This window comes from Serratia sp. OLAL2, from assembly GCF_002752475.1.
Classification (GTDB): domain Bacteria; phylum Pseudomonadota; class Gammaproteobacteria; order Enterobacterales; family Enterobacteriaceae; genus Serratia; species Serratia bockelmannii.
In genome coordinates this window covers 459,810-485,579 of the sequence record NZ_MSTL01000016.1, presented here as the reverse complement: position 1 = coordinate 485,579, position 25,770 = coordinate 459,810, and the positions used below count along the sequence as shown (strand labels likewise).

At 58.1% G+C, this 25,770-nt stretch carries 27 protein-coding genes; 15 read left to right on the top strand and 12 right to left on the bottom strand.

All coding sequences use genetic code 11. From position 1 onward, the window contains the following. Positions 1–2 precede the first annotated feature (2 nt). The 5 genes from rpsF (at position 3) to BVU99_RS11125 (ending at position 1,916) form a co-directional block, all read left to right on the top strand. Positions 3–401 (top strand): 30S ribosomal protein S6, encoded by a 399-nt coding sequence (gene rpsF, locus BVU99_RS11145; RefSeq protein WP_004933634.1) that lies wholly within the window; start codon positions 3–5, stop codon positions 399–401. 8 nt (positions 402–409) lie between these two features. After that, positions 410–727, top strand: a complete 318-nt coding sequence (gene priB / locus BVU99_RS11140) for a primosomal replication protein N (protein WP_049233092.1) — start codon at positions 410–412, stop codon at positions 725–727. A 4-nt stretch (positions 728–731) separates the two neighbouring features. After that, positions 732–959: a 30S ribosomal protein S18 gene (rpsR, locus tag BVU99_RS11135; RefSeq protein WP_000135199.1), complete on the top strand. Its 228-nt coding sequence runs from the start codon at positions 732–734 to the stop codon at positions 957–959. A gap of 39 nt (positions 960–998) precedes the next feature. Continuing rightward, positions 999–1,451, top strand: a complete 453-nt coding sequence (gene rplI / locus BVU99_RS11130; protein WP_004933629.1) for a 50S ribosomal protein L9 — start codon at positions 999–1,001, stop codon at positions 1,449–1,451. Positions 1,452–1,562: 111 nt separating this feature from the next. Then, positions 1,563–1,916 (top strand): DUF488 family protein, encoded by a 354-nt coding sequence (locus tag BVU99_RS11125; RefSeq protein ID WP_025305032.1) that lies wholly within the window; start codon positions 1,563–1,565, stop codon positions 1,914–1,916. Between the two features lie 3 nt (positions 1,917–1,919). On the opposite strand, the gene BVU99_RS11120 is transcribed toward BVU99_RS11125, so the two are convergent. Then, positions 1,920–2,591: a LysM-like peptidoglycan-binding domain-containing protein gene (locus BVU99_RS11120; protein WP_049208601.1), complete on the bottom strand. Its 672-nt coding sequence runs from the start codon at positions 2,589–2,591 to the stop codon at positions 1,920–1,922. Positions 2,592–2,858: 267 nt separating this feature from the next. Here BVU99_RS11120 and fklB point away from each other — a divergent pair, with 267 nt between their 5' ends. Continuing rightward, the gene (gene fklB / locus BVU99_RS11115; RefSeq protein ID WP_004933618.1) at positions 2,859–3,479 is read left to right on the top strand and encodes an FKBP-type peptidyl-prolyl cis-trans isomerase; all 621 of its coding nucleotides are present in this window, start codon (positions 2,859–2,861) and stop codon (positions 3,477–3,479) included. Between the two features lie 43 nt (positions 3,480–3,522). Here the strand turns inward: fklB and ytfE are convergent, their stop codons facing one another. Then, positions 3,523–4,188: an iron-sulfur cluster repair protein YtfE gene (gene ytfE / locus BVU99_RS11110; RefSeq protein ID WP_025305034.1), complete on the bottom strand. Its 666-nt coding sequence runs from the start codon at positions 4,186–4,188 to the stop codon at positions 3,523–3,525. A gap of 113 nt (positions 4,189–4,301) precedes the next feature. Then, positions 4,302–6,254 carry a bifunctional 2',3'-cyclic-nucleotide 2'-phosphodiesterase/3'-nucleotidase gene (locus BVU99_RS11105; RefSeq protein WP_099817060.1) on the bottom strand — a complete coding sequence of 651 codons (1,953 nt, stop codon included), beginning with the start codon at positions 6,252–6,254 and terminating at the stop codon, positions 4,302–4,304. Positions 6,255–6,509: 255 nt separating this feature from the next. Here BVU99_RS11105 and cysQ point away from each other — a divergent pair, with 255 nt between their 5' ends. Beyond that, positions 6,510–7,250, top strand: a complete 741-nt coding sequence (gene cysQ, locus BVU99_RS11100) for a 3'(2'),5'-bisphosphate nucleotidase CysQ (RefSeq protein ID WP_033644177.1) — start codon at positions 6,510–6,512, stop codon at positions 7,248–7,250. A gap of 1 nt (position 7,251) precedes the next feature. On the opposite strand, the gene BVU99_RS11095 is transcribed toward cysQ, so the two are convergent. Further along, positions 7,252–7,809, bottom strand: coding sequence for a YtfJ family protein (locus BVU99_RS11095; protein ID WP_099817059.1), 558 nt, complete (start codon positions 7,807–7,809; stop codon positions 7,252–7,254). Positions 7,810–8,139: 330 nt separating this feature from the next. Here BVU99_RS11095 and BVU99_RS11090 point away from each other — a divergent pair, with 330 nt between their 5' ends. Beyond that, positions 8,140–8,346 carry a DUF1107 domain-containing protein gene (locus BVU99_RS11090; RefSeq protein WP_004933604.1) on the top strand — a complete coding sequence of 69 codons (207 nt, stop codon included), beginning with the start codon at positions 8,140–8,142 and terminating at the stop codon, positions 8,344–8,346. Positions 8,347–8,415: 69 nt separating this feature from the next. On the opposite strand, the gene BVU99_RS11085 is transcribed toward BVU99_RS11090, so the two are convergent. Both BVU99_RS11085 and msrA read right to left on the bottom strand, forming a co-directional pair. Further along, entirely contained in the window at positions 8,416–9,747 is a 1,332-nt protein-coding gene (locus BVU99_RS11085) for a hemolysin family protein (protein ID WP_004933603.1), read from the bottom strand. Between the two features lie 180 nt (positions 9,748–9,927). Beyond that, a complete protein-coding gene (gene msrA, locus BVU99_RS11080; protein ID WP_087763049.1) occupies positions 9,928–10,566 on the bottom strand; it encodes a peptide-methionine (S)-S-oxide reductase MsrA in 639 nt (212 codons plus the stop codon). 289 nt (positions 10,567–10,855) lie between these two features. On the opposite strand from msrA, the gene BVU99_RS11075 reads away from it, so the two are divergent. The 3 genes from BVU99_RS11075 to BVU99_RS11065 are packed head-to-tail and all read left to right on the top strand — an operon-like array spanning position 10,856 to position 16,757. After that, positions 10,856–12,592 (top strand): autotransporter assembly complex family protein, encoded by a 1,737-nt coding sequence (locus BVU99_RS11075; RefSeq protein ID WP_025305038.1) that lies wholly within the window; start codon positions 10,856–10,858, stop codon positions 12,590–12,592. After that, positions 12,589–16,407, top strand: coding sequence for a translocation/assembly module TamB domain-containing protein (locus BVU99_RS11070; RefSeq protein ID WP_099817058.1), 3,819 nt, complete (start codon positions 12,589–12,591; stop codon positions 16,405–16,407). Before BVU99_RS11075 ends, BVU99_RS11070 begins: the two co-directional genes overlap by 4 nt. Positions 16,408–16,409: 2 nt before the next feature. After that, the gene (locus BVU99_RS11065) at positions 16,410–16,757 is read left to right on the top strand and encodes a gamma-glutamylcyclotransferase (protein WP_025159589.1); all 348 of its coding nucleotides are present in this window, start codon (positions 16,410–16,412) and stop codon (positions 16,755–16,757) included. Positions 16,758–16,811: 54 nt separating this feature from the next. Here BVU99_RS11065 and ppa read toward each other — a convergent pair whose 3' ends face one another. Next, entirely contained in the window at positions 16,812–17,342 is a 531-nt protein-coding gene (gene ppa / locus BVU99_RS11060) for an inorganic diphosphatase (protein ID WP_004933594.1), read from the bottom strand. Positions 17,343–17,603: 261 nt separating this feature from the next. Between ppa and BVU99_RS11055 the strand changes: the two genes are divergently transcribed. Next, positions 17,604–19,157, top strand: a complete 1,554-nt coding sequence (locus BVU99_RS11055; protein ID WP_025305040.1) for a methyl-accepting chemotaxis protein — start codon at positions 17,604–17,606, stop codon at positions 19,155–19,157. A 45-nt stretch (positions 19,158–19,202) separates the two neighbouring features. Here the strand turns inward: BVU99_RS11055 and fbp are convergent, their stop codons facing one another. Beyond that, positions 19,203–20,207, bottom strand: coding sequence for a class 1 fructose-bisphosphatase (gene fbp / locus BVU99_RS11050; RefSeq protein ID WP_004933587.1), 1,005 nt, complete (start codon positions 20,205–20,207; stop codon positions 19,203–19,205). Between the two features lie 169 nt (positions 20,208–20,376). Here fbp and mpl point away from each other — a divergent pair, with 169 nt between their 5' ends. Continuing rightward, the gene (mpl, locus tag BVU99_RS11045) at positions 20,377–21,756 is read left to right on the top strand and encodes a UDP-N-acetylmuramate:L-alanyl-gamma-D-glutamyl-meso-diaminopimelate ligase (RefSeq protein ID WP_099817057.1); all 1,380 of its coding nucleotides are present in this window, start codon (positions 20,377–20,379) and stop codon (positions 21,754–21,756) included. A 197-nt stretch (positions 21,757–21,953) separates the two neighbouring features. Here the strand turns inward: mpl and yhcN (BVU99_RS11040) are convergent, their stop codons facing one another. From yhcN (BVU99_RS11040) to argR, 3 genes are all read right to left on the bottom strand, one after another. Beyond that, positions 21,954–22,217: a peroxide/acid stress response protein YhcN gene (gene yhcN, locus BVU99_RS11040; protein WP_025305042.1), complete on the bottom strand. Its 264-nt coding sequence runs from the start codon at positions 22,215–22,217 to the stop codon at positions 21,954–21,956. Positions 22,218–22,337: 120 nt separating this feature from the next. Continuing rightward, positions 22,338–22,601, bottom strand: a complete 264-nt coding sequence (gene yhcN, locus BVU99_RS11035) for a peroxide/acid stress response protein YhcN (protein ID WP_025305043.1) — start codon at positions 22,599–22,601, stop codon at positions 22,338–22,340. A gap of 403 nt (positions 22,602–23,004) precedes the next feature. Beyond that, positions 23,005–23,475: a transcriptional regulator ArgR gene (gene argR / locus BVU99_RS11030; protein WP_016929335.1), complete on the bottom strand. Its 471-nt coding sequence runs from the start codon at positions 23,473–23,475 to the stop codon at positions 23,005–23,007. Positions 23,476–23,939: 464 nt separating this feature from the next. On the opposite strand from argR, the gene mdh reads away from it, so the two are divergent. Further along, entirely contained in the window at positions 23,940–24,878 is a 939-nt protein-coding gene (gene mdh / locus BVU99_RS11025) for a malate dehydrogenase (RefSeq protein WP_004933569.1), read from the top strand. A gap of 66 nt (positions 24,879–24,944) precedes the next feature. On the opposite strand, the gene BVU99_RS11020 is transcribed toward mdh, so the two are convergent. Next, positions 24,945–25,205 (bottom strand): helix-turn-helix transcriptional regulator, encoded by a 261-nt coding sequence (locus tag BVU99_RS11020; protein ID WP_004933567.1) that lies wholly within the window; start codon positions 25,203–25,205, stop codon positions 24,945–24,947. A 180-nt stretch (positions 25,206–25,385) separates the two neighbouring features. On the opposite strand from BVU99_RS11020, the gene BVU99_RS11015 reads away from it, so the two are divergent. Continuing rightward, positions 25,386–25,742 carry a DNA-binding protein gene (locus tag BVU99_RS11015; protein WP_025305044.1) on the top strand — a complete coding sequence of 119 codons (357 nt, stop codon included), beginning with the start codon at positions 25,386–25,388 and terminating at the stop codon, positions 25,740–25,742. Positions 25,743–25,770: the final 28 nt, after the last annotated feature.

Below are 25,770 nucleotides of genomic sequence, written 5' to 3'. Positions count from 1 at the left end.
CGATGCGTCATTACGAAATCGTTTTTATGGTCCATCCTGACCAAAGCGAACAGGTTCCGGGCATGATCGAGCGTTACAGTGCTACCATCACTAACGCGCAAGGTCAGATTCACCGTCTGGAAGACTGGGGCCGCCGTCAGCTGGCTTATCCGATCAACAAACTGCACAAAGCTCACTACGTTCTGCTGAACGTTGAAGCGCCGCAGGAAGCGATCGATGAGCTGGAAACTAACTTCCGCTTCAACGACGCCGTTATCCGCAGCATGGTTATGCGCGTTAAGCACGCGGTAACTGAAGCATCTCCGATGGTTAAAGCGAAAGACGAACGTCGTGGCGATCGCCGCGAAGACTTCGCTAACGAAACCGCAGATGATGCAGATGCTGGGGATTCTGAAGAGTAATTGCCGTCGTGACGGCTAATCGTCTGGTCTTGTCGGGCACTGTGTGCAAGGCGCCGGTTCGAAAAGTGAGTCCTTCCGGGATACCGCACTGCCAATTTGTGCTAGAGCACCGTTCGCAGCAGATGGAAGCCGGATTCAGCAGACAAGCATGGTGCCGAATGCCCGTGGTTGTCAGCGGACAACAGTCACAAGCACTAACTCAAAGATTAACGGTCGGCAGTCAGATTACCGTGCAAGGCTTTGTAAGCTGCCATCAAGGGCGCAACGGGCTGAGCAAATTGGTTCTGCATGCCGAGCAGATTGAATTGATAGATTCTGGAGACTAGCCAAATGGCACGTTATTTCCGTCGTCGCAAGTTCTGCCGTTTCACCGCGGAAGGCGTTCAAGAGATTGACTATAAAGACATCGCTACGCTGAAAAACTACATCACCGAAAGTGGTAAAATTGTACCGAGCCGTATCACCGGTACTCGTGCAAAATATCAGCGCCAGCTGGCCCGTGCTATCAAGCGCGCGCGCTACCTGTCTTTGTTGCCGTACACTGATCGTCATCAGTAATCGGCCACTGTCCATTAACGACTTTGAGAGGATAAGGTAATGCAAGTTATTCTGCTTGATAAAGTAGCAAACCTGGGCAGCCTGGGTGATCAAGTTAACGTTAAAGCGGGCTACGCTCGTAACTTCCTGGTACCACAGGGCAAAGCTGTTCCTGCTACCAAGAAAAACGTTGAGTTCTTCGAAGCACGCCGTGCTGAACTGGAAGCCAAACTGGCTGACGTTCTGGCTGCTGCTGAAGCTCGCGCAACCAAGATCAACGAACTGGGTTCAGTGACCATCGCTTCCAAATCTGGCGACGAAGGTAAACTGTTCGGCTCTATCGGCACCCGCGACATCGCTGACGCAGTGACTGCGGCAGGCGTTGAAGTTGCCAAGAGCGAAGTTCGTCTGCCGAACGGCGTTCTGCGTACCACTGGTGAGCACGAAGTGCACTTCCAGGTACACAGTGACGTGTTCGCACAGCTGAATGTAGTTGTGGTTGCAGAAGCGTAATTTACGCTGCTGTTAACCCGGTTAAAACGCCAGCCTCGCGCTGGCGTTTTGCTTTTCTGCGCCCGGCAAAACGCGCTACGCTTGAAGACGGGATAAAAAGGAGAGCGAGCGATGGCAAAGATTATGCTGCAGCGGGTTTATGACTTCAGCGCGCCGGCGCCGGAACACTGTTATCTGATAGACCGGCTATGGCCGCGCGGTATCAGCAAGGAGCGGCTGACGGGCGTGCAGTGGCTGAAACAGGTGGCGCCGGATGACGAACTGCGCAAGTGGTTCCATCAGCATACCGACCAGTGGACAGTCTTCGAAGAGCGTTACCGCCAACAGCTGGCTACCAACGACGCCTGGCAGCCGCTGGTGGCGCTCTTACGGCAGGGGAAAACGCTGACGCTGCTGTATGGCAGCAAGGACACCGAGCACAACCAGGGCGTGGTGCTGCGCGAGTTTTTGCTGGCGCAGCTGTAGGGATTAGCGTTCCCGGCGGTAGCTGCCGTCGGCCTGGCGGCGGAACAGCGCCTGGCTGTTGTCCACGGTGGTGACTGACAGCGCGTTAATCACGCCGTTAGCGTCGCGTTCGATACGCACTTCCTGGCCGGCTTTCATGTTGCTCAGCGGCTTGTCGCCGCCTTCCACCTGCGCCATGGCAAACACTTCATTTACCGGCAGATTGTTATCGCGAAACAGCTGGGCCAGGGTCTGGCCTGGCTGGATTTGGTAACGCTGCCAGTTGCCTGCCGGCGTCGGTTCGTTGGCTGAAGTGGTACCGCCGTCGTTTTGCAGATCGGCCTGCAGTGGCACGCTGGTTTCTTGGTGGGAGACCGGGAACGGCTGTCTTTCGGGCGAATAGGGCCACAGCAACGCCAACAGCAGAATGATGCCAAAGATCAGCACCCAGCGGCGGTGAAAGTAGGGCAGCGGCTCCATCCAATGGAAACGGTCCGGCAGATGCCAGACTTTGGCCAGCAGCGCTTTGAGCTGCTGCATTTTATCGTTGGCCGACGGTGGCTCCGATGGCGGTTCCGCGCCTTCAGACGTGGGTGCGGCGCCCGGTTTCAGGCGCTGGCTGACGTTCAGCCAGGTGCGCAGCAGCGGCTGGTAGATGCGGGTGGTTTTCCTTCTCCTGGGCGCGATTCTGCCCATGGTGACCTCTCTTCGACGGCGTAATAATGAGCGCGGCGCGGCAAGCGCGTTGCCTGCCCGATATCCTGCTTTCAGTATAGTCCGCTAACTGATTGAAGTGAAAGGCGGCTGAGCGGCAGGGCCGGCGTTTGCGGCTGCGGGCGTTAACAGAAGGTTATTGTTTCTTTTTCTACGACAAAAGTCATCATTCTCCACACAAGATTTTACCCGGCATTGACGCGCTGTTATGCTGCGCTTTCGACTTTTTACAGACTTAAGGAAAACCCCATGACAACCCCTTCTTTTGACAGCGTTGAAGCGCAAGCAAGTTACGGGATTGGTTTACAGGTCGGCCAGCAGCTGCAAGAGTCCGGGCTGGAAGGTTTGCAACCGGAAGCTTTGCTGGCGGGTCTGCGCGACGCGCTGGAAGGGAATGCCCCGGCGGTTCCGGTAGACGTGGTGCACCGTGCGCTGCGTGAAATCCACGAGCGTGCGGATGCGGTGCGCCGTGAGCGCCAGCAGGCGATGGCCGTTGAAGGCCAGAAATTCCTGGACGACAACGCCAAGCGCGACGACGTGACGCTGACCGAGTCTGGCCTGCAGTTCTCCGTACTGGAGCAGGGCAACGGCCCAATCCCGTCCCGTCAGGATCGCGTGCGTGTGCACTACACCGGTCGTCTGATCAACGGCGACGTGTTCGACAGCTCGGTCGAGCGTGGCCAGCCGGCAGAATTCCCGGTCAGCGGCGTGATCCCAGGCTGGATTGAAGCGCTGACCCTGATGCCGGTCGGTTCCAAATGGCAGCTGTATATCCCGCACAACCTGGCCTACGGCGAACGTGGCGCAGGCGCGTCCATCCCGCCGTTCAGCGCGCTGGTGTTCGACGTCGAGCTGCTGGAAATCCTGTAATCCTACCGAAGATTGCTCTGGGCGCCTTTATGGCGCCCTTGTTTTATGCGCCGCTCAGCGCGCGCGGGAACAGCAGATTGTTTTCCAGGCTGATGTGCTCCATCAGATCGCCGATGAACTCGTCGAGGCCGTTGTACAGCGCCCGCCAGGTGGTGCAGGCGCCCTCCGGTGGCGTCACGTTATCGGTGAGGAACTTCACCACCTCCAGTTGTTCACCCGCCTCGTCATGCTCATGTTCCATCACTGAGATCGGTCCGGCGGCCTGCGGCCCCATGCCTTGTTTGATCAGCGGGAACAGGATCTGTTCCTCTTTCATCATGTGATTCTCCAGATCCAGGCGGATCAGGTTCAGCTGCTTCGCCAGTCCGCGCGGGCAGGTGGGTTTGTCACCGTGCACACGTTCGACTTTTTCCGCCATCAGCACCAGTTCGGCCAGCTGCTCGCGGTGCCGCTGATGAAAGCGCGGCAGAATGTAATCAATTACTTCACCGAGCGGCGCCGTGCGCCAGTCCCGACTCTGCTCCGGTGTGGCGGCTAAGGCGGCCAGTTCGTTTTCCAGTGTGTCGATATCCAGCCCTTTGCGCTCGGCGGCGCGTGCCAGCGATTGCCGGCCTCCGCAGCAGAAATCCAGCTGATGCTGGCGAAACAGGCGGGATGCCCGGGGAATGGCGATAGCGAGCGCGCCAAGGGATTGATTGCGGTAATCCATGGTAGTGCCTCTTTAAACGAAGGGATTTTATAACGTGCATTTTAAATGCAATTTAAAGGGCGCGCCAGCGGGAAAATAGAGGTGATGGCCGGGGGAGTGCCCCGGCCTGGTGATTATTTCGCGCTTAAATCGATGCGATAGACCGCGAAACCGATACGGTCATTGCCTTCGGTGGTCATCGGGTATTGGGCGTGCTCTTTGATAAACGCCGTCGCTTTGTCCGAAGGCGAGGTCTCGAAGCGAATATCCAGCGGCTGCTTGCTGCTGAAGTTAGCCAAACGCCAATTGTTGTCCGCCTGCGGGCGCACCGCGCCATGCCGCTGGGTTTCGGCGCTGATGTAGGTCGCCAGCACCGAGCGGTTTTCATCCGGCGAAGCGAAGGCGATATGTTTGTCGCCGGTGCCGGCAAACTTGCCGCCGTAGGCGCGATAGTTGTTGGTGGCAACCAGGAAGGTGGCGTTCGGATCGATAGGCTTGCCGTTAAAGGTCAGCTGTTTGATACGCTCCGCCTTCTCGTTGATCAGCTGGCATTCGCCGTCGTAACGCGCCGGCTGGCTGACGTCGATCTGGTAGTTGACGCCGTCGATCACGTCGAAGTTATAGGTGCGGAAGCCGTCCCAGTTGATCAAGCCCTGCGGCTTGGCGCTGTTGACGTCGATCTGGTTGAACTGGCCGGCGGAGCACTCCAGCCACTCTTTCACCTCTTTGCCGCTGGCCTTCACCACCACCAGCGTATTGGGGTAGAGATAGAGATCGGCGGCGTTGCGGAAGGTGAGCTGGCCTTTTTCCACTTCGACGAAGCTGGCGGGATCGTTCTTGCGGCCGCCGACCTTGAACGGCGCCGCCGCCGACAGCACCGGCAGATCGGCCAGGTCCGGATCGCCCTGGATGTAATGTTCGACGTAGGCCTTCTGCGCATTGTTGACGATCTGCACCGTCGGATCGTCCTGCACCAGCGCCAGGTAGCTGTACATGTTGCCGTCGGATTTACCGATCGGCTGGCTGACGAACTCGCGCGTGCCTTTGTGAGCGTCCGCCAACACCTTCACCAGCGCGGCATCTTCCGCCGCCAGCGATGTCTTGTTCTCTTTATCGTAGATCGGCCGTGCTTCCGCTTTGGCGGCGGTCACTTTCCAACTGCCGTTATCGTTGTTGAGCTGCAGATCGACCACGCCGAGATGATCGCCCCATTGGCCCGGCATCACCGCCGGTACGCCGTTCAGCAGGCCTTTGTCGATATCCGCGCCTTTGATGTTGGCGAAGTCTTTGCTCGGGAACACCGCATGGGCGTGACCGAACATGATGGCGTCGATGCCCGGCACCTGGCTGAGGTAGTAGACTGAGTTCTCCGCCATTGCCTTGTAAGGCTCGCTGGACAGCCCGGAATGCGGGATCGCCACCACCAGATCGGCGCCCTGTTTACGCATTTGCGGCACGTAGCGCTTGGCGGTGGCGGTGATGTCGTCCACCGTCACCTTGCCCTGCAGGTTGGCTTTGTCCCACACCAGGATCTGCGGCGGCACGAAGCCGATATAGCCGATGCGCAGCGTATGCGCCTTGCCGTCACGGTCTTTCACCGGCGTATCGACGATGATGTACGGCGTGAACAGCGGTTTTTGCGTTTTGGCGTCGATGACGTTGGCGTTGATATACGGGAATTTGGCGCCGGCGATGGCGTTCTTCAGATAGTCCAGCCCGTAGTTGAACTCATGGTTGCCGATGTTGCCGACGACGTAGTCCAGCGTGTTCATCGCCTTATAGACCGGGTGCACGTCACCCGGTTTCAGCCCCTTGGCTGCCATGTAGTCGCCGAGCGGGCTGCCCTGAATGATGTCGCCGTTGTCCACCAACACCGCGTTGGCGGCCTGCTGGCGCGCCTGTTGGATCAGGCTGGCGGTGCGCACCAGGCCGAATTTGTCGGTCGGCGTGTCCTTGTAGTAATCGAAGTCCATCATGTTGCTGTGCAGATCGGTGGTTTCCAGCACGCGCAGATCGACGGTCGCCGCCTGCGCCGAGGCGCACACCAGCAGCGCAAGCGCGGACAGCGTCAGTGGATGCTTCATCATTTGGGGTTCTCTCCATTCCATTATTCGAGTGTTATCGCAGAGGGAAATGTAATTAACACTGCTTGCCACAGTAAACTGTGAAGTGTGGCAGAAAACGGGAGCAGGTAACGCGGGGAAGTTCACAGTTGTGCCCAACAAGATCTGAGGATTTCCCGTGGCTTAGCCGGTTGAGATGGATATTCGGCGTAAAAAAAACTAGTCTGCTAGCAGAGACAGAGGGAAATTTCCCACGGAGATGCAGAGTTGAGGTGCATGATGTTAGAGCGAATTTGCCAACTGTCCCGCGAGGCGGGGGCGGCGATCATGGCGGTGTACGACGGTGAACAACCGCTTGATGTCGCACAGAAAAAAGATGACTCACCGGTGACGGCGGCCGATCTGGCGGCGCATCACATCATCAAGCGCGGCCTGGCGGCCCTGACGCCGGAGGTGCCGCTGCTGTCGGAAGAGGATCCGCCGGCGTGGGAAGAGCGCCGCAACTGGACGCGCTACTGGTTGGTCGATCCGTTGGACGGCACCAAAGAGTTTTTGCACCGCAACGGCGAGTTCACGGTCAATATCGCCCTGATTGAAGACGGGCAGGCGGTGATGGGCGTGGTGTATGCCCCAGCGATCGACGTGTTGTATCTGGCGGAGCGCGGCAAGGCCTGGAAAGAAGAGAAGGGCGTGCGGCAGGCGATCGGCGTCAGCAACGCGCATCCGCCGCTGGTGGTGGTGAGCCGCTCGCATATCGACGACGAGCTGAAAGATTACCTTCAGCAACTGGGCGAGCACCAGACCGTGTCCGTCGGTTCCTCGCTGAAGTTTTGCCTGGTGGCGGAAGGCAAGGCGCAGCTTTATCCGCGCTTTGGGCCGACCAACATTTGGGATACCGCCGCAGGGCATGCGGTGGCGGTGGCTGCCGGGGCGCAAATTCACGATTGGCAGGGCAAGCCGTTGCTCTATACCCCGCGTGAATCTTTCCTCAACCCCGGCTTCCGGGTGTCGCTGTTCTGAGTTAGTTCGCCAACAGCTGGTGCAGTTTGGATATCACCTGCTGCACCTCTTCCGGCGTCAGCGCGCCGTCTTTAGCAAACTGAATGCGCCCTTGCTTATCCAGCACCACGATGGCTGAGCCTTTCGGCTGCAAATCCCAGGCCTTGCGCACGTTACCGTCGCTGTCGACGATAAACTGCGACCACGGGAACTCCTTCTTGCTGTCTTCAATGCTGCTGCGCACGAACATCGCGGTGCCCATCAGGGCATCGTCGGTGTTGACGATTGTCGTCGTTTGGTAACGATCGTGTGGTAGCTTCGCTTTCTTGATCGCTTCAATCAGTGGGGCGTTCATGTCTTTGGCGGAGCTGCGGCCGGCAATATGTTGTATCACTCGCACTTTTCCACTGAGCTGCGCGCTGTTCCAGTTTTGGTAGCTAAAATTACCGTCAGCGTAGTTGAGCTCTCCTTTGTCGCTGACGCCAACCGGCGCTACGCGCTGCTGGAGCTGGAAGTTGTGCGCGGAAGCGAAAAGCGGGGCGAGCAGCAGGGATACCATCAGCATGCGACTTGTTTTCATGCTTTCTCCTTGTAATGGGGGGAATTTGTGCGACAGCACTTCGACAGCCTAAAGCATAGGATGTGATAAGAGGTCTGTCCTGTTAACCGGATCGCAGATTTTCCCTTGGTTCGCTAATCATCAGATTTTGAAGGGATATCCTGAAAACGTTATAAATTATCATATACAATTCTGTCAAAAAGTGTAAATCCAGCGTAGATAACCAGGCAGAAGTGAACGTTCTGGTCTTTACTGGGTCTACTACATGCAATCAAGTTGCGTTCTGAATTTCGAGGCTGCCACCTTTGGCGGCTCGCTGAGCGCATGGATCAACGGGAGGAGCGTAAAAGAATGAGAATCTTCCAGCGTTATAACCCTTTGAAAGTGGCAAAGTACGTTAAGACCCTGTTTCGTGGAAGGCTGTATATCAAGGACGTAGGCGCATTTGAATTCGACGAAGGGAAAATCCTGCCGCCGAAGATTCGCGACAAGCGCCATTTCAGCGTGATGTCTGAAGTGAACCGTCAGGTGCTGCTGTTGCAGACCGAGATGGGGTGAACACCTCGCTGACAGCGGTAAAAAAATGCGGCCCCGATGGGGCCGCTGATGTTTCTGTCCTTCGCGCCGTCAGGCCGCCGGGGTGTCGTCTGGCGCTTTCGGCAGCACCGCCGCCGGTTTGTCGCTCAGCCGGGTGACCAGCAGCTGGTCTATCTTGTAGCTGTCGATATCCACCACCTCGAACTTGTAGCCGGCGTATTTGACGAAGTCGGTGCGTTTCGGGATCTTGCGCAGCATATACATCATAAAGCCGCCGATGGTCTCGTAGTTGCCCGCCTGCGGGAATTCGTCGATGTCCAGCACGCGCATCACGTCGTCGATCGGCGTGCCGCCTTCAATCAACCATGAGCTTTCGTCGCGCGCCACGATCTGTTCTTCCTGGCCCTGGCCGACCAGATCGCCCATCAGCGTGGTCATCACGTCGTTAAGGGTGATGATGCCCACCACCAACGCATATTCATTGAGGATCACCGCGAAGTCTTCGCCGGCGGTTTTGAAGCTTTCCAGCGCTTCGGACAGCGTCAGCGTATCCGGCACGATCAGCGCCGAGCGGATCTGCACGCCGCTGCTCAGCACCAGGCTCTGGTTGCCCAGCACGCGGTTCAGCAGGTCTTTGGAATCGACGTAACCCACCACCTGATCGATATGGCCGTCGCACACCAGGAACTTGGAGTGCGGATGGGTCGAGACCTTCTCCTTGATGCTTTCTTCGCTTTCGCGCAGATCGAAGTACACCACGCTTTCGCGTGAGGTCATCGAAGACGGCACGGTGCGCGATTCCAGCTCGAACACGTTTTCAATCAGCTCGTGCTCCTGCTTGCGCAGCACGCCCGCCAGGGCGCCGGCTTCCACCACCGCGTAGATGTCATCGGAGGTGATATCGTCCTTACGCACCATCGGCAGCTTGAACATGCGGAAGATCAGGTTGGCCATGCCGTTGAAGAACCACACCAGCGGGCGGAAGATCATGATGGAGAAACGCATCGGGTTGATGATCCGGACGGCGACCGTCTCTGGTGCAATCATACCGATGCGCTTCGGGGTCAAATCGGCGAACAGGATAAACAGGCTGGTCACCAGCACGAAGGAGCAGATGAAGCTGACCTGTTCTGCCAGTTCAGGCGACAGGAAGCGATCGAACAACACCTTGAAGGTGGGAGAGAAAGCCGCGTCGCCGACGATACCGCCGAGGATGGCCACGGCGTTCAGGCCGATCTGCACCACGGTGAAGAAGATGCCTGGGGTTTCTTGCAGCTTGAGCACTCTGGCGGCGTTGACGTTACCTTCGTCGGCCATCAGCTTCAGTTTGATCTTGCGCGAGGCGGCCAGAGAGATTTCCGACAGTGAGAAGAACGCACTCACCGCGATCAGAAAAAGAATCAGTAAAATACTGTTTAACATAATCTATCCATACGTGCCGACGGGATGACGGCGCTCTTGAGGAAGGGTAGTACATAGTAAAAAAAGCAGCGATAACAACCAGAAGGGAAGCTATCGGGCCGCAGAAGCGGCCCGCATAGTATAGCAGTTGCCCCACAGGGGCCGCCAGCGGTTAAAAAAGTGCCGCCGGCCGGCATCAAATCAGCCCTGCGGCGGCAGGCAAACGCCGATGCCGCCCAGCCCGCAGTAACCTTCCGGGTTTTTGAACAGGTACTGCTGATGATCGTCTTCCGCATAATAGAACGGCAGCGCCGGCGCGATCTCGGTGGTGATGACGCGCTTGTCGCCCGCCGCGTCCATCGCCTGCTGGAAGCGTTGCAGGCTGCTTTCCGCCTCGGCCTGCTGCTCTGGGCTCAGCGTATAAATCGCCGAGCGGTACTGAGTGCCGACGTCCCCGCCCTGGCGCATGCCCTGCGCCGGATCGTGATTTTCCCAGAATACCTGCAGCAGCTGTTTGTAGCTGACGACCTGCGGATCGAACACCACGCGCACCACTTCGGCGTGGCCGGTCTGGCCGCTGCACACTTCGCGGTAGGTCGGGTTCGGCGTATAGCCGCCGCTGTAGCCGGCGGCGGTGCTGTAGACGCCCGGCTGCTGCCAGAACAGACGCTCAACGCCCCAGAAACAGCCCATGGCGAAGATCGCCACTTCCATGCCTGCCGGCACCTGGGTCATCGAGTGTTCGGTGACCACGTTGAGCGTTGCGACAGGCATTGGCGTGGTGCGGCCAGGCAGCGCGCTTGCCTTATCGACGGTTTGTGATTTATCAAAAAATGGCACCACGGTTGACTCCTGTTGTCACAGTAAGAATTGACCCTACATGGCGGCGGTTCGGTTGTATCTCACCGCGTCTTTGCCCACAATAAGTGGCAAGTTGGATTTTGTATAAGCTTAACGCAGTATTTTGAGCGCCAAAAGTGAAGAATTCGCCTGTTGCGCGGCGGTGGCAAAGCGCGGCGGGCGGCGTCCGGAATAAGGTTGAAGAGGGCTGCCGTCATGATAGCGCGGAGTCTGCCCTGGCCCCGGAGCAAACACCATAACAGGAAAGTAAAATCAATAAGGAGAACACGTGCCAAAGTACCCGGTCATGTGCTTGATATCTGTGTTGCTTGCGGCACCTGCGGCCTATGCGGCGAACGTGCGGCTGCAGGTGGAGGGGTTAAGCGGAGAGTTGGAAAAAAACGTCCGGGTGCGCCTGTCGTCGATCACGCCTGAAGAGGTCGGCACCGACGGCCGCTTCCGCGCGCGGGTGGATGAGGCGGTGCGCCAGGGGCTGCGCGCGCTCGGCTATTACCAGCCGACCATCGAGTTTACGCTGGACGACCGACCGGGAATGTCGCGCCCGGTGCTGCATGCCAAGGTCAATCCGGGCGAGCCGGTGCGTATCGCCGGCGCCAATATCGTGCTGGAGGGCGGCGCGAAGACCGATGAAGACTACCTGACGCTGGTAAAGAAGGGGCGGCCGACCATCGGCGAGATCCTCAACCACGGCAAGTATGACAGTTTCAAAGGCTCGCTCACCGGCCTGGCGCTGCGCAAAGGCTATTTCGACGCCGACATGACCAAAAGCCAGCTCGGCGTGGCCGAAGATCTGCACAAGGCGTTTTGGGACATCGATTTCAACAGCGGCGAACGTTACCGCTTCGGCAAGGTGAAATTCACCGGTTCGCAAATCCGCGAAGACTATCTGCAAAATCTGGTGCCCTTTCATCAGGGGGATTACTACAGTTCGGAGGATTTGGCCGAGCTGAACCGCCGTTTGTCCGCTACCAACTGGTTCAACTCGGTGGTGGTGTCCCCTGATTTCAACGATGCCAAAGAGAACAAGATTTTGCCGTTGGACGCGCTGGTAACGCCGCGTACGCGCAATACCATCGAAACCGGTATCGGTTACTCCACCGACGTCGGCCCGCGGGTGAAAGGCACCTGGAAAAAGCCCTGGCTCAACGATCGCGGCCACAGCCTGGAAACCAGCGCCAGCGTGTCGGCGCCGGAGCAGCAGCTGGATCTGACCTATAAGATCCCGCTGCTGAAGAATCCGCTGGAGCAGTATTACCTGCTGCAGGGCGGGCTCAAGAACGTCGATCTTAACGACACCAAATCCGTGACCTCCAAAGTGGTGGCCTCACGCAACTGGGATCTCTCCAGCGGCTGGCAGCGGGCGATCAACCTGACCTGGCGCTGGGATAACTTTACCCAGGGCAACGTCAGCAACACTACCATGCTGTTGTACCCCGGCGTCAGCTTCAACCGCACCCGCTCACGTGGTGGCCTGATGCCGACCTGGGGCGACAGCCAACGCTACTCCATCGACGTGTCCGACACCACCTGGGGCTCCGGCGTGGACTTCGCGCTGATGCAGGCGCAAAACGTCTGGATCCGCACGCTCGCCGACAAGCATCGTTTCGTGGCGCGCGGGCAGGTGGGATGGATAGAAACCAACGACTTCGACAAGGTGCCGCCGGATTTGCGCTTCTTCGCCGGCGGTGACCGCAGCATTCGCGGCTACAAGTACAAAGACATTTCGCCGCGCGGCGACGATGGCAAGCTGACCGGCGCCTCCAAGATGCTGACCGGCTCGCTGGAGTATCAATACAACGTGACCGGCAAATGGTGGGGGGCGATGTTCGTCGATTCCGGTGAAGCGGTGAACGATATCAAGAAAAGCAACTTCAAGACCGGCGCCGGTGTCGGCGTGCGCTGGCAGTCGCCGGTGGGGCCGGTGAAGTTGGATATCGCCGCGCCCGTGGGGGACAAGGACACTCACGGGATGCAGTTCTACATCGGTTTGGGGCCTGAACTATGAGCCTGGTTAAAAAGATTTGTCTCGGATTTCTGGTCGTCCTGCTGTTGCTGATCGGCGGGCTGGCCTTTCTGGTGGGCACTACCACCGGTTTGCATATGGTCATCAACGGCGCGGCGCGTTGGGTGCCGGGGCTGGAGATCGCCGGCGTCAGCGGCGGCTGGCGCGATCTGACGCTGAAGGGCGTGAAGTATCAGATGCCGGGCGTGACGGTCAACGCTGGGCAATTCCATCTGTCCCTCGATCTCTCCTGCTTTAAACGCAGCTCGCTGTGCGTCAACGCCTTGACCGCTCAGGACGTGGACGTGGCGGTGAACACCAAAGAGATGGCGCCCTCCACGCCGGTGGAGGAGAGCAGTGAGCCGACCACCAATCTCAGCACCCCTTATCCGATCACCCTGCGCCTGTTGGCGCTGAACAACGTCAAGGTCACCGTCGACGACACCGCCATTTCTCTGGCCGAGTTCCGCACCGGCGCACAGTGGCAAGAGCGCGCGCTGACGCTGATGCCAACCAAGATCGGCTCGCTGCTGATCGCCTTGCCGAAAACGCCGCAAAATCCGTTGCCGGAAGCGGTGCAACCGGCGGTTGAGGTAGCGAAAAAGGTCGGTGAGCAGGTTACCGACGCGGCGAAACCGGCGCCGCAGCCGGAAGAGAAGCCGCTTGGCGAAACGCTGAAGGAACTGTTCGCCAAACCGCTGTTGCCGGATCTGCCGGACATCCGCCTGCCGCTGGATATCACCGTCAAAGAGATCAGCGGCGAACAGCTGCGCTTGACCGGCGATACCGACGTGCTGATCACGAGTCTGTTGCTGCAGGCCAGCACGCAGGATCAGCATATCCAACTGGACAACTTCGACGTGAAGTCGCCGCAGGGCACGCTGTCGGTGCAGGGGCAGGCGACCCTGACCGGCGACTGGCCGGTGGCCCTGACCGCCAACAGCGCGCTGAACATCGAACCGCTGAAGGGCGAGAAGGTGAAGCTGAACATCGGTGGCGGACTGCGTGATGAGCTGAAGGTCGCGCTGAACCTGTCCGGCCCGGTCGGCGCCCAGCTCGATGTGCAAACCCGGCTGGCCGAAGCCGGCCTGCCGCTGGCGCTGACGTTGCAGAGCAAACAGCTGAAATGGCCGCTGAGCGGCGAGGCGCAGTACCAGGTCAACGATTTTCGCCTGCGCTTTAACGGCAAGGCGACCGACTATGCGCTGTCGACACGCGCCAATCTGAAAGGCCAGGATCTGCCGCCGGCGGTGCTGACGCTGGACGGCAAAGGCAACGTTGAGCAGTTCAAGCTGGAGCGCCTGCGGCTGGCGGCGCTGCAGGGCAATACCGATCTCACTGCGCTGGTGGACTGGAGCAAGGCCATCAGCTGGAACTCGCAATTGACGCTGAGCGGCATCAATACCGCCAAGCAGTGGCCGGAATGGCCGGCGAAGCTGGATGGCAAGATCACTACGCGCGGCAGCCTGCACGGCGGCAGCTGGCAGCTGCAGGTGCCGGTGCTGCAGCTGGACGGCAACGTGAAGCAGAACAAGGTCACGGCGCGCGGTACGCTGAGCGGCAACGCCGCCGGGCAGTGGAAAATCCCCGGCATCGATCTGACGCTGGGGCGCAACCAGCTGAACGTCAAAGGGCAGCTGGATGAGAAAAGCTGGAACCTGGACGCCAACATCGACGCGCCGCGTCTGGACGGCGCGCTGCCGGGCCTGGGCGGCACCGCCAAAGGGCTGTTGAAACTGCGCGGCAATCTGCAGGCGCCGCAGCTGCTGGCGGATTTGACCGCCTCCGGCTTGCAGTGGCAGGCGCTGCGCATCAACCGCGTGAAAATAGACGGCGACGTGCGCTCCACGGATCAGATCCAGGGGCAGTTGGCGGTACGCGTCGAGCAGCTGAAGCAGGACGCGCTGGAAGTCAGCCTGCTGACCCTCGACGCCAAAGGCAGCGAGAAGCAGCATCAGCTGCAGTTGAAGATCGACGGCAAACCGGTCTCCGGCCAGCTGGCGCTGCAGGGCAGCTTCGATCGTCAGCAGCAGCGCTGGCGCGGCAATCTGAACAATACCCGCTTCGATACGCCGGTAGGGGAGTGGCGCCTGACGCGAGCCATCGCGCTGGATTACCTGAACACCGCGCAGAAAATCAGCATCGGGCCGCACTGTTGGCAGAACCCGAACGCCGAGCTGTGCGTGCCGAAGACCATTGAAGCCGGCCAGAGCGGCCAGGCTAGCGTGGTGCTCAATCGGTTCGACCTGGCGATGATCAAGCCGTTTCTCGGCCCGGAAACCGCCCTGAGCGGCGTGTTCACCGGCCGGGCCGACGTCAGCTGGAAACCGGGCGGCGCGCTGCCGGAGGCGAAAGTCACGCTGGCCGGCAACGGCGTCAAGGTGGTACAGCAGGTGCAGGGCAACGCGCTGCCTATCGCTTTCGATACGCTGACCCTCAACGCCGGCCTGAACAACGGCCGCGCGCAGGCCGACTGGCGGATCAAACTGACCAACAACGGCCAGTTTGACGGCAATATCCAGGTGGTGGATCCGCAGGTGCGGCGCACCATCAGCGGCAACGTCAATATCACCAACATCTCGCTGGCGCTGATCAACCCGGCGCTGATGAAGGGCGAAAGTGCAGCGGGCATGCTGAACGCCAACCTGCGTCTGGGCGGCAGCGCGCAGAAGCCGCTGGTGTTCGGGCGTCTGGCGTTGGATCGGGCGAAGGTGCAGGGGCACTGGATGCCGTTCGATATGACCGATGCGCGGCTGGCGGTGAATTTCAACGGCATGACCTCGACGCTGGAGGGGCTGCTCAGCACCACCCGCGGCCAGCTGAATCTGGCGGGCGATGCCGACTGGCGTGACATCAACGCCTGGCGTGCGCGCATTGCCGCCAAGGGCGACAAGCTGCGGGTGACGGTGCCGCCGATGATCCGCATCGACGTGTCGCCGGATCTGGTGTTCGAAGCCACGCCGCAGCTGTTCTCGCTCAACGGCAAGGTCGACATTCCCTGGGCGCGCATTACGGTGCAGGAGCTGCCGGAAAGCGCGGTGGGCGTCTCTTCCGACGAGGTGATGCTGGACGATCAGCTGAAGCCGATTCAGCCGAAGACCGCCTCGATCCCGATCAACAGCAACCTGATGATCCACGTCGGCAATGACGTGCGGCTGGACGCCTTCGGCCTGAAAGCCCGCTTGAAGGGTGATTTGAAAGTGGTACAGGACAAGAAAGGGCTGGGCCTCAACGGCCAGATTGACATCCCTTCCGGTCGCTTCCATGCTTATGGTCAGGATTTGATCGTGCGTAAAGGGCAGCTGATGTTCTCCGGCCCGCCGGATCAGCCGCTGCTCAATATCGAAGCGATCCGCAACCCGGAATCCACCGAGGACGACGTGACTGCTGGCGTGCGCGTGACCGGCCTGGCGGATGCACCGAAGCTGGAAGTGTTCTCCGATCCGGCCAAATCGCAACAGGAAGCCTTGTCTTATCTGCTGCGCGGCCAGGGCTTGAGCAGCTCCGGCGCCGACGGCAATGCCATGACGTCGATGTTAATCGGCATGGGGGTTGCACAAAGTGGTCAACTTGTGGGTAAAATCGGCGAGGCATTCGGCGTGAGTAATTTGGCTCTGGACACTCAAGGGGTTGGCGACAATTCCCAGGTTGTCGTGAGCGGCTATGTCCTCCCAGGCTTACAAGTAAAATATGGGGTGGGCATTTTCGACTCGCTGGCCACGCTGACGTTGCGTTATCGCCTGATGCCTAAGTTGTATCTTGAAGCGGTGTCTGGTCTCGACCAGGCATTAGATTTGCTCTATCAGTTTGAGTTTTAGCGATGCGAATAATTGTCTACGGCAGTTTACGGCGCAAACAGGGAAACAGCCATTGGATGACCAACGCCCAATGGCTCGGCGAGCACGAGCTCGAAGGCTATCAGATTTATAATCTGGGCCATTACCCGGCGGCGATCCCTGGAGAGGGCACGATACATTGCGAGGTGTATCGTATTAACTCATCGATTCTGGCAGAGCTGGACGAACTGAAAAGCAACACCAAGGACTATAAGCGCGAGCTGATTCAGACGCCTTATGGGAGTGCGTGGATCTACCTGTACAAACACAGCGTGGACGGTTACCCGCGGATTACCAGCGGTGACTGGCTGAAGCGTCTCGAAGAACAGTAAGAAAAAAAACACCGCTCAATGAGCGGTGTTTTTTTCATCGGACGGCGGCTGGAATTACTTCTTGGCAGCGCGTTCGAAGGAGGCGATGATTTCCGCTTTAGCCGCGGCAGCATCTGCCCAGCCTTCCACTTTCACCCATTTGCCTTTTTCCAGATCTTTGTAGTGCTCGAAGAAGTGAGCGATCTGGGCTTTCAGCAGTTCCGGCAGGTCGTTCACGTCTTTCACGTGATCGTACTCTTTGGTCAGCTTGCTGTGTGGTACCGCAACCAGCTTGGCGTCTTCACCAGCTTCGTCGGTCATCTTCAGTACGCCAACCGGACGGCAGCGGATCACGGAGCCCGGCTGCAGCGGGTATGGGGTTGGGACCAGCACGTCAACCGGGTCACCGTCCAGAGACAGGGTGTGGTTGATGTAGCCGTAGTTGCACGGGTAGAACATCGCGGTGGACATGAAACGGTCAACGAACAGCGCGCCGGTTTCTTTGTCGATTTCGTATTTGATTGGATCGGCGTTGGCCGGGATTTCGATTACTACGTAGATGTCTTCCGGCAGGTCTTTGCCAGCAGGGACCAGATTCAAGCTCATGTCGGTTTCCTTTAATCATCAAACCAGAAATGGAGTGGCGGCTATTATAGCGGACTCTTTTGCGATTTCCTGCCCTTTTCATCGTCGAAAACCCAGTGTGCCGGCGCAGGGATAATTTCCAGATTAATCCCGCCGCGGCATGAAGTTTTGCCTTCGCCTGCCGATAACTTCAACAAACAATAATGAGCTAGCAAAGCTGGCTCCGCGTTTTGCCACCCCTACTACGTCTGATCTCACAATTTCTGAAGCCGGGAAGAACTCATGCTAAAAAAGATTACGGTGAAGGCTGGGCTGATCGCCCTGCTGAGCCTGATGACCATGTTGCTGATCATGGTCAGCGTTATTGGCGTCAACGCGATTAACGAAGGATCGCGCTCGATCCATACCTTGAACCAGATCCTCGGTGAAGAGCTGGGCTCGCTGGCCAACAGCTCCAACCTGACGCTGCGCGCCCGAACCGCCGCTTCGTTGGCGGTGCGCCAACGGGAGATCGGCCAGATCGATGTGTCCGACGCCACCGTGGGCCGCATCTACGGTTACCTCGATCAGTCAAACAAGGAAATGGCGCGCTTTGTCGGCGTCGGCACCGTGACCGATCGCGGCCGCGAACTCTCCAATCGTCTGCAAAACAGCTATCGCGCCTACCTCGAGCAGGGCGTGAAGCCGATGGCTGCCGCCATCAAGGCCGGCAAAATCGATGAGTATTACCATATTCAGGAGACCCGCATCTCTGCGCTGAGCATCGCGTTTGAAAAGGATCTCAGCGATTTCCGCAGCTTTGCCATGAAGCTCGGCGAAAAGCAGGTGTATGACGCGGAAAACAACGCCAGCACCAAGATTTCGCTGATCGTGGTGGCGGGCCTGCTCAGCGTGCTGCTGGCGGTGCTGGCCTGGTTCGCGCTGCGCGTGATCATTTTGCGCCCGTTGGACGAGTCCATCGCGCAGTTGGAACACATCGCCGGCGGCGATCTGACCCATGAGATCCGCGGTGAGGGTGATACCGAGATGGGCCGCCTGGTGCGGGCGATGCAGCGTATGCAGCAGGCGTTGGCCAGTTCGGTCAGCAAAGTGCGCGATGCCAGCAGCCAGATCGACACCGGTTCACGCGAACTGGCGGCCGGTAACCTGCATCTGGCGCAGCGTACCGAAGAGTCGGCCGCTTCGCTGGAAGAGACCGCCGCCAGCATGGAACAGCTGACTTCGACGGTGAAAATGAACGCCGAGAACTGCGAGCAGGCCAACCAACTGGCGCTGAGCGTGTCCGATATCGCCAACCAGGGCAGTGACGTGGTCAGCCAGGTGATGAGCAAGATGCAGGCGATCACCGACAGTTCGCGCCGCATCGCCGACATCATCAGCGTGATGGACGGCATCGCCTTCCAGACCAATATCCTGGCGCTGAACGCGGCGGTGGAAGCGGCGCGTGCCGGCGAGCAAGGCCGCGGTTTCGCGGTGGTGGCCGGTGAAGTGCGCAGTCTGGCGCAGCGTAGCGCCCAGTCGGCGAAAGAGATTAAAGGGCTGATTGAAGCGTCGCAGAACCGGGTGCAGGAAGGCGAACAGATGGTGGAGTCGGCCGCGCAGACCATGAGCGGCATCACCGGTGAAGTGGGCCGGGTGACGGCGTTGATGCGTGAGATCTCGGCGGCGACGCGCGAACAAAGCAGCGGTATCGAACAGGTAAACCTGGCGGTGGCGCAGATGGATCAGGTGGCGCAGCAGAATGCGGCGCTGGTGGAAGAGTCTGCGGCGGCAACGCGCTCGCTGGAAGATCAGGCTCAGCTGCTGGCGCAGAGCATGGCGGCGTTCAAGCTGTAAGGCGATAAGGGTTCGGCGCGGTGCCGAACCCTTGCCAGAAACGCGTTACTCGTCCGGGTTTTCGGCGATGAAGCGTTCTGCGTCTTCTACCATCGACTTGGTGCCGACGAAGAATGGCGCGCGCTGGTGCAGTTTCACCGGCGTGATGTCCAGAATGCGGTTTTTGCCGTCGCTGGCTTTACCGCCGGCCTGTTCGGCCAGGAACGCCATCGGGTTGCATTCGTACAGCAGGCGCAGCTTGCCTTGCGGATGGCTGGCGGTGCTTGGGTAGATGTAGATGCCGCCTTTCAGCAGGTTGCGGTGGAAGTCCGCCACCAGAGAACCGATGTAGCGCGAGGTGTAAGGGCGCTGCGTCGCTTCATCCTGCTCTTGGCAGTACTTGATGTATTTCTTCACGCCGAGAGGGAACTTGATGTAGTTGCCTTCGTTGATGGAATACATGTTGCCGCTCGCCGGGAAGCGTACTTTCTCGTGGGAGAGGCAGAACACGCCCAGAGACGGGTCGTAAGTAAAGGCGTGGACACCGTAACCAGTGGTGTACACCAGCATGGTGGACGAACCGTAAACCACATAACCCGCTGCGACCTGGGCGCTGCCCGGCTGCAGGAAGTCTTCTTCGGTCACCGGTGTGCCGACCGGCGTGATGCGACGGTAGATAGAGAAAATCGTACCGACCGAGACGTTGACATCGATGTTGGACGAACCGTCCAACGGATCCATCAATACGACATACTTGGCATTTTCAGCTCGCTCGCCGTCGAATATCACGATTTCATCTTCTTCTTCGGAAGCGATACCCGCAACTTCACCACGCGCTTTCAACGCCGCTTTCAGTTTTTCGTTCGCGTACAGGTCCAGTTTCATCTGAACTTCGCCCTGTACGTTGGACACCCCGCTGGTCCCCAGAATATCAACCAGGCCAGCCTTGTTGATGTCGCGGTGGATGATTTTGGCGCCCAGTTTAATGGCAGAAAGTAACGCGGTCAGCTCGCCGGTGGCGTGCGAGAAGTCGTGCTGTTTCTCGACGATAAATTCGCCTAACGTTTTCATGACACAATCCCTGAATCTACGGATGGATAGCGGCCTGTTAACAAACCGCCAACGTTTTCGCGAGCAGTGTAGCCCAAAGATGCGCGCCATTCATAGGCAAATCCATTTCTTCTGGACGATTCTGAGCGTTAGAATATGCCGACATTCGATGCACTCACATGAGAAACCTATGCGCATTCACATTCTTGGGATCTGTGGCACCTTTATGGGCGGGCTGGCGATGCTGGCGCGTTCACTGGGGCATGACGTCACCGGTTCGGACGCCAACGTCTATCCGCCGATGAGCACGCTGCTGGAGAACCAGGGGATCGATCTTATTCAGGGTTATGATCCAGCCCAGTTGGATCCGGCGCCGGATCTGGTGATCATCGGCAACGCCATGACGCGCGGCAACCCGTGCGTGGAGGCGGTGCTGGAGCGTGGCATCCCTTACGTTTCCGGCCCGCAGTGGCTGCACGACGCCGTGTTGCGCGATCGCTGGGTACTGGCGGTCGCCGGCACCCACGGTAAAACCACCACCGCCGGCATGGCGACCTGGATCCTCGAAGCCTGCGGCTACCAGCCGGGCTTCGTCATCGGCGGCGTGCCGGGCAACTTCGACGTCTCGGCGCGCCTCGGCGGCAGCCCGTTCTTCGTGATCGAGGCCGACGAGTATGACTGCGCGTTCTTCGACAAGCGCTCCAAGTTCGTGCACTACAGCCCGCGCACGCTGATCATGAACAACCTGGAGTTCGACCACGCCGATATCTTCGACGATCTGAAAGCCATCCAGAAACAGTTCCACCACTTGGTGCGCCTGGTGCCGGGCAAAGGCAAGATCATCCTGCCGGACAACGACAGCCACCTGAAGCAGGTGATGGCGATGGGCTGCTGGAGCGAACAGGAGCTGGTGGGCGAAGAGGGTACCTGGCGTGCGCAGAAGCTGACGCCGGACGCCAGTCATTACGCGGTGTTCCTCGACGGCGAGCAGGTTGGCGAAGTGAACTGGGCGCTGGTGGGCGAGCACAACATGCATAACGGCCTGATGGCCATCGCCGCGACTCGCCACGTTGGCGTGCAGCCGGCGGACGCCTGCCGCGCGTTGGGCGATTTCATCAACGCCCGCCGCCGCCTGGAGCTGCGTGGCGAAGCCCACGGCGTCACGGTTTACGACGACTTCGCGCACCACCCGACCGCGATCCTGGCCACCCTGGCCGCGTTGCGCGGCAAGGTCGGCGGCACGGCGCGCATTCTGGCGGTGCTGGAACCGCGATCCAACACCATGAAAATGGGCATCAGCAAAAACGATCTGGCGCCTTCGCTCGGCCGCGCCGACGAAGTGTTCCTGTTCCAGCCGCATCACATTCCATGGCAGGTAGCGGAAGTGGCTGATGCCTGTGTGCAGCCGGCGCACTGGAGCGCGGATCTCGACACGCTGGTGGACATGGTGGTGAAAACCGCACAGCCGGGCGACCACATTCTGGTGATGAGCAACGGCGGTTTTGGCGGCATTCACGATCGCCTGCTGGACGCGCTGGCGAAAAAGCAGGAACCGAAGGTGACCTACTGATTGTTCAGTAGCATAAGCCACTCTAAGGGCCGCATTTGCGGCCTTTTTTACGCCCATAAAAAAGCCCTCGCGAGCGAGGGCAACGGGGTTCGTCGGATAGGACGACGAGAGGGTCTCTGGGAAATCGGCGTTTGCGTCAGAACTCGGCAGTGGCAGTGACGAGGGTAATCAGCTCTGCAAAGCCGTTCCCAGAGTTGTTATTTGTAAATCTCGGCGGTGGCGTGGTAGTTGCCTTCGTTACGCGCTTCGATCACGCGGTAGGCGGTCGCGCCTTTAGCGTCAGCTTTCTCCGACAGCGCCTGGCGAATGTCGGTCGGTGCGCCGTCGATACCGCTGACGGTAATGGTGCCGATAGATTGCAGATTGGCGGTCTGATCGTTAGTCACCAACTGGGCGGCAGATGCGCCGAAGGAGATGACGGACAGCAGACCGAGTGCAGCAAGAGTAGTTTTCATGTTCATGATAGCGATCCTTGGTCATAACAGCCTGGAAGGGCTTGGCAGCGATTTTTATTCTTGAAGGCCGTTATGACAGCGTTTGATTCCAGAGATGTATTGCCCGTTGCCGGGTAATGTCGTTACTTATTTGTAGATTTCAGCGGTCGCGTGGAAGTTGCCGTCGTTGCGCGCTTCGATCACGCGGTAAGCGGTCGCCCCTTTGGCGTCAGCTTTGTCAGACAGTGCCTGGCGAATGTCGGAAGGCGCAGCGGCGACGCCACTCACGGTGATCACACCGGCGGGTTGCAGTTGTGCGGCCTGGGTTGCATCAACAGATTGTGCTGCGAATGCACCAAATGAAAGCATGGACAGAACGCTCAGGGTTGCAACGGTAGCTTTAATTTTCATTATCTCACCTCATCGTATTCTTTTATCAGTTCCAACGAACTGTGATTCAGTTCACGAAAATGAGTATACAGCTAGTAACGCGAAAAATTAATAGTTCGCTAACAGTTGCTAGTGAAACTTTAACCTTATGATCCTTATTTTTTATAACTGTAAGGAATAAAAAACGCTCATAAAACGATCTTTTGATGTTAAATTTATGTAATTTCAATAAGGTAAGTGCTTTTAACCAAAAGTGCGGAAGATCACAGTGGGTACTGCTGGTTACATGGCGATGTCATGGAAATGTGTTGTTGCGGGATAAAAAAGCAGTGTTAAACGCGGTTAAAGGCCGGGGAGGTAACGCGAGGGTTAAAGAAGCGCTAACAAAATGCGGAAGGTAGCCGCACTTTGTTAGCGCCAGGTTTCACAGCTCTTGCTCAAACACGCCCAGGATCGCTTCATGCAGCTTCTGAGCGGTAAAGCCGCTGGACGGGGTGACGAAAATGGTATCGTCGCCGGCAATCGTGCCGAGGATGCCCTGGGATTTACCCAGTGAGTCGAGCAGGCGGGCGATCAGCTGCGCGGCGCCCGGGCTGGTATGGATCACCACGACGGCGTCGTTATGGTCGACGTCCAGCACCAGATTCTTCAACGGGCTGGTGGTGGTCGGCACGCCGAGTTCGGCAGGAAGGCAATACACCATTTCCATTTTGGCATTGCGCGTACGTACCGCGCCGAACTTGGTCAGCATGCGCGATACTTTGGATTGGTTAATGTTTTCGAAGCCTTCTTCTTGCAGCGCCAAAACGATCTCGCCTTGAGAACTGAATTTTTCTTCTTTCAATAACGCTTTGAACGTCTTGATCAGATCTTCCTGTTTTGCGGGATTACGCATTTTGCACCGTGGAATGTTGATAGTGGAAGTCATGATTATGCATATAGATGAATTTTTATGCAACAAAGGCCGCCCCAAAGAAAATAAAAAAGACCGGGCGGCGAGGAAAGGGCGGCATTTTAACAAAATCCGGCCGCGATGAATATGCCCTTTTGACGACGGAAAATCGGCCTACGGTGGTAAATAAAATGTTATTAAAATGATGTTGTTCTGATGTTGCGTAAGGGTGTAATGTAACGGCCGGTTAACTTGCTCGTGAATAACCTCGCACTATTTTTGATTAGTGTGCGCTATGCCCTTCATGCGCAAGCGATTTAATCTAAAATGGGCGCGACAGCGGCCGTTTTATTACACCTGCAGGCAAGAATTGGCTAATTTATTGTTTTAAAAGGTGTAATGACTCAAGGTCCGTAACCAACACATTCACGGCGCTTTATATATTTAAGATAATAAAGGAGTATAGGATGAAAGTTGCAGTTCTCGGTGCTGCTGGCGGTATCGGCCAGGCCCTCGCCCTTCTACTCAAAACCCAGCTTCCTTCAGGTTCTGAACTCTCTCTCTACGACATTGCCCCCGTTACCCCAGGCGTTGCCGTCGACTTAAGCCACATCCCAACCGCAGTTAAAATTAAAGGCTTCAGCGGCGAAGACGCGACCCCGGCTCTGCACGGTGCGGACGTGGTGCTGATTTCCGCCGGCGTGGCCCGTAAGCCAGGCATGGATCGCTCTGATCTGTTCAACGTTAACGCCGGTATCGTGCGTAACCTGATTGAGCAAGTGGCGAAAACCTGCCCGAAAGCCTGCATCGGCATCATCACCAACCCGGTTAACACCACGGTCGCCATCGCGGCGGAAGTGCTGAAAAAAGCCGGCGTTTACGACAAGAACAAACTGTTCGGCGTGACTTCGCTGGATATCATCCGTTCCAACACCTTCGTGGCCGAGCTGAAAGGCAAGCAGCCGGAAGAGCTGAACGTGCCGGTTATCGGCGGCCACTCTGGCGTGACCATTCTGCCTCTGCTGTCGCAGATCCCTGGTGTGAGCTTCACCGATCAGGAAGTGGCGGATCTGACCAAACGCATTCAGAACGCCGGTACCGAAGTGGTAGAAGCCAAAGCCGGCGGCGGGTCTGCAACGCTGTCCATGGGCCAGGCGGCCGCACGTTTCGGTCTGTCTCTGGTGCGTGCGCTGCAGGGCGAGAAAGGCGTTGTGGAATGCGCTTACGTTGAAGGCGACGGCAAATACGCTCGCTTCTTCGCGCAGCCGCTGGTGCTGGGCAAGAACGGCGTTGAAGAGCGTAAAGATATCGGCACCCTGAGCGCCTTCGAGCAGAAAGCGCTGAACGAGATGCTGGACGTGCTGCACAAAGATATCGAACTGGGCGAGAAGTTCATCAATAACTGATCGATACCGAGAGTCAGCCGATAAACGCCGCCGGACGCTGTTCCGGCGGTTTTTTTTGTTCCGCGTTCACGACTTGATGCGTGCTTTGCGATCCAGCAGGCAATCGCTGTGCGGATCGTAATAACGGCTTGGCCAGATCTCCGATGGGTGGATGCCTATCGCTTCGGCGATCAGCCATTCCCCCTTCGGCCACGGGCGCGACAGCGCATTGGCCAGCGTCGATGAGCTCAATCCGGCCTTGCGCGATACCGCCGCCAGCGTGGTGCCCTGCTTGCGTAGCGCCGCGATGATATCTGCCGGGTGCCAATCTGGGTTCCTTGAATTCATGTTTACATTCCTTTTCTGATTAGCCAAAGTTGCGTTAGTGGTATAACTAACGAGTCAAAGTTAAGCGTTTGAACAACGTGAAACGTTTATTCGGAAACCAGAATACCATTAAATTTCCTAAAAAATACCCAGGTAATTTCCAAAAATGACGTTGCCCACTATTGCCCAGAGATGATGGCCATGAAAAACGAGTGGTTTGCCGCCAAGGAACTGACAGGCATCGCAGGATTACCCTCCTCACCACAGGGAATCAATTTGATGGCCCGGCGCGAAGGCTGGATCAGCCGCAGGCGTAAAGGCGTGCAGGGAAAAGCGTTGGAATACCATATCGATAGCCTGCCTTCAGGTGTGCGTAACCTGCTGGTGCTGAAGGAAGACGGGGCGGCCTATGATGTAGAACGCCAGGATCCGTTGGCGGTCTGGATCGAGTATTACTACCATTTGACGGAGAGCGAGCGCGAGAAAATGGTGGCTTTCCTGATGCGGGAAGGGATTGGCGGCCTGCTGGCGCGTATCGACGAAGAGAGCAATACCTAAGCAGGCCCGCGTACGCGGGCCTGATGAG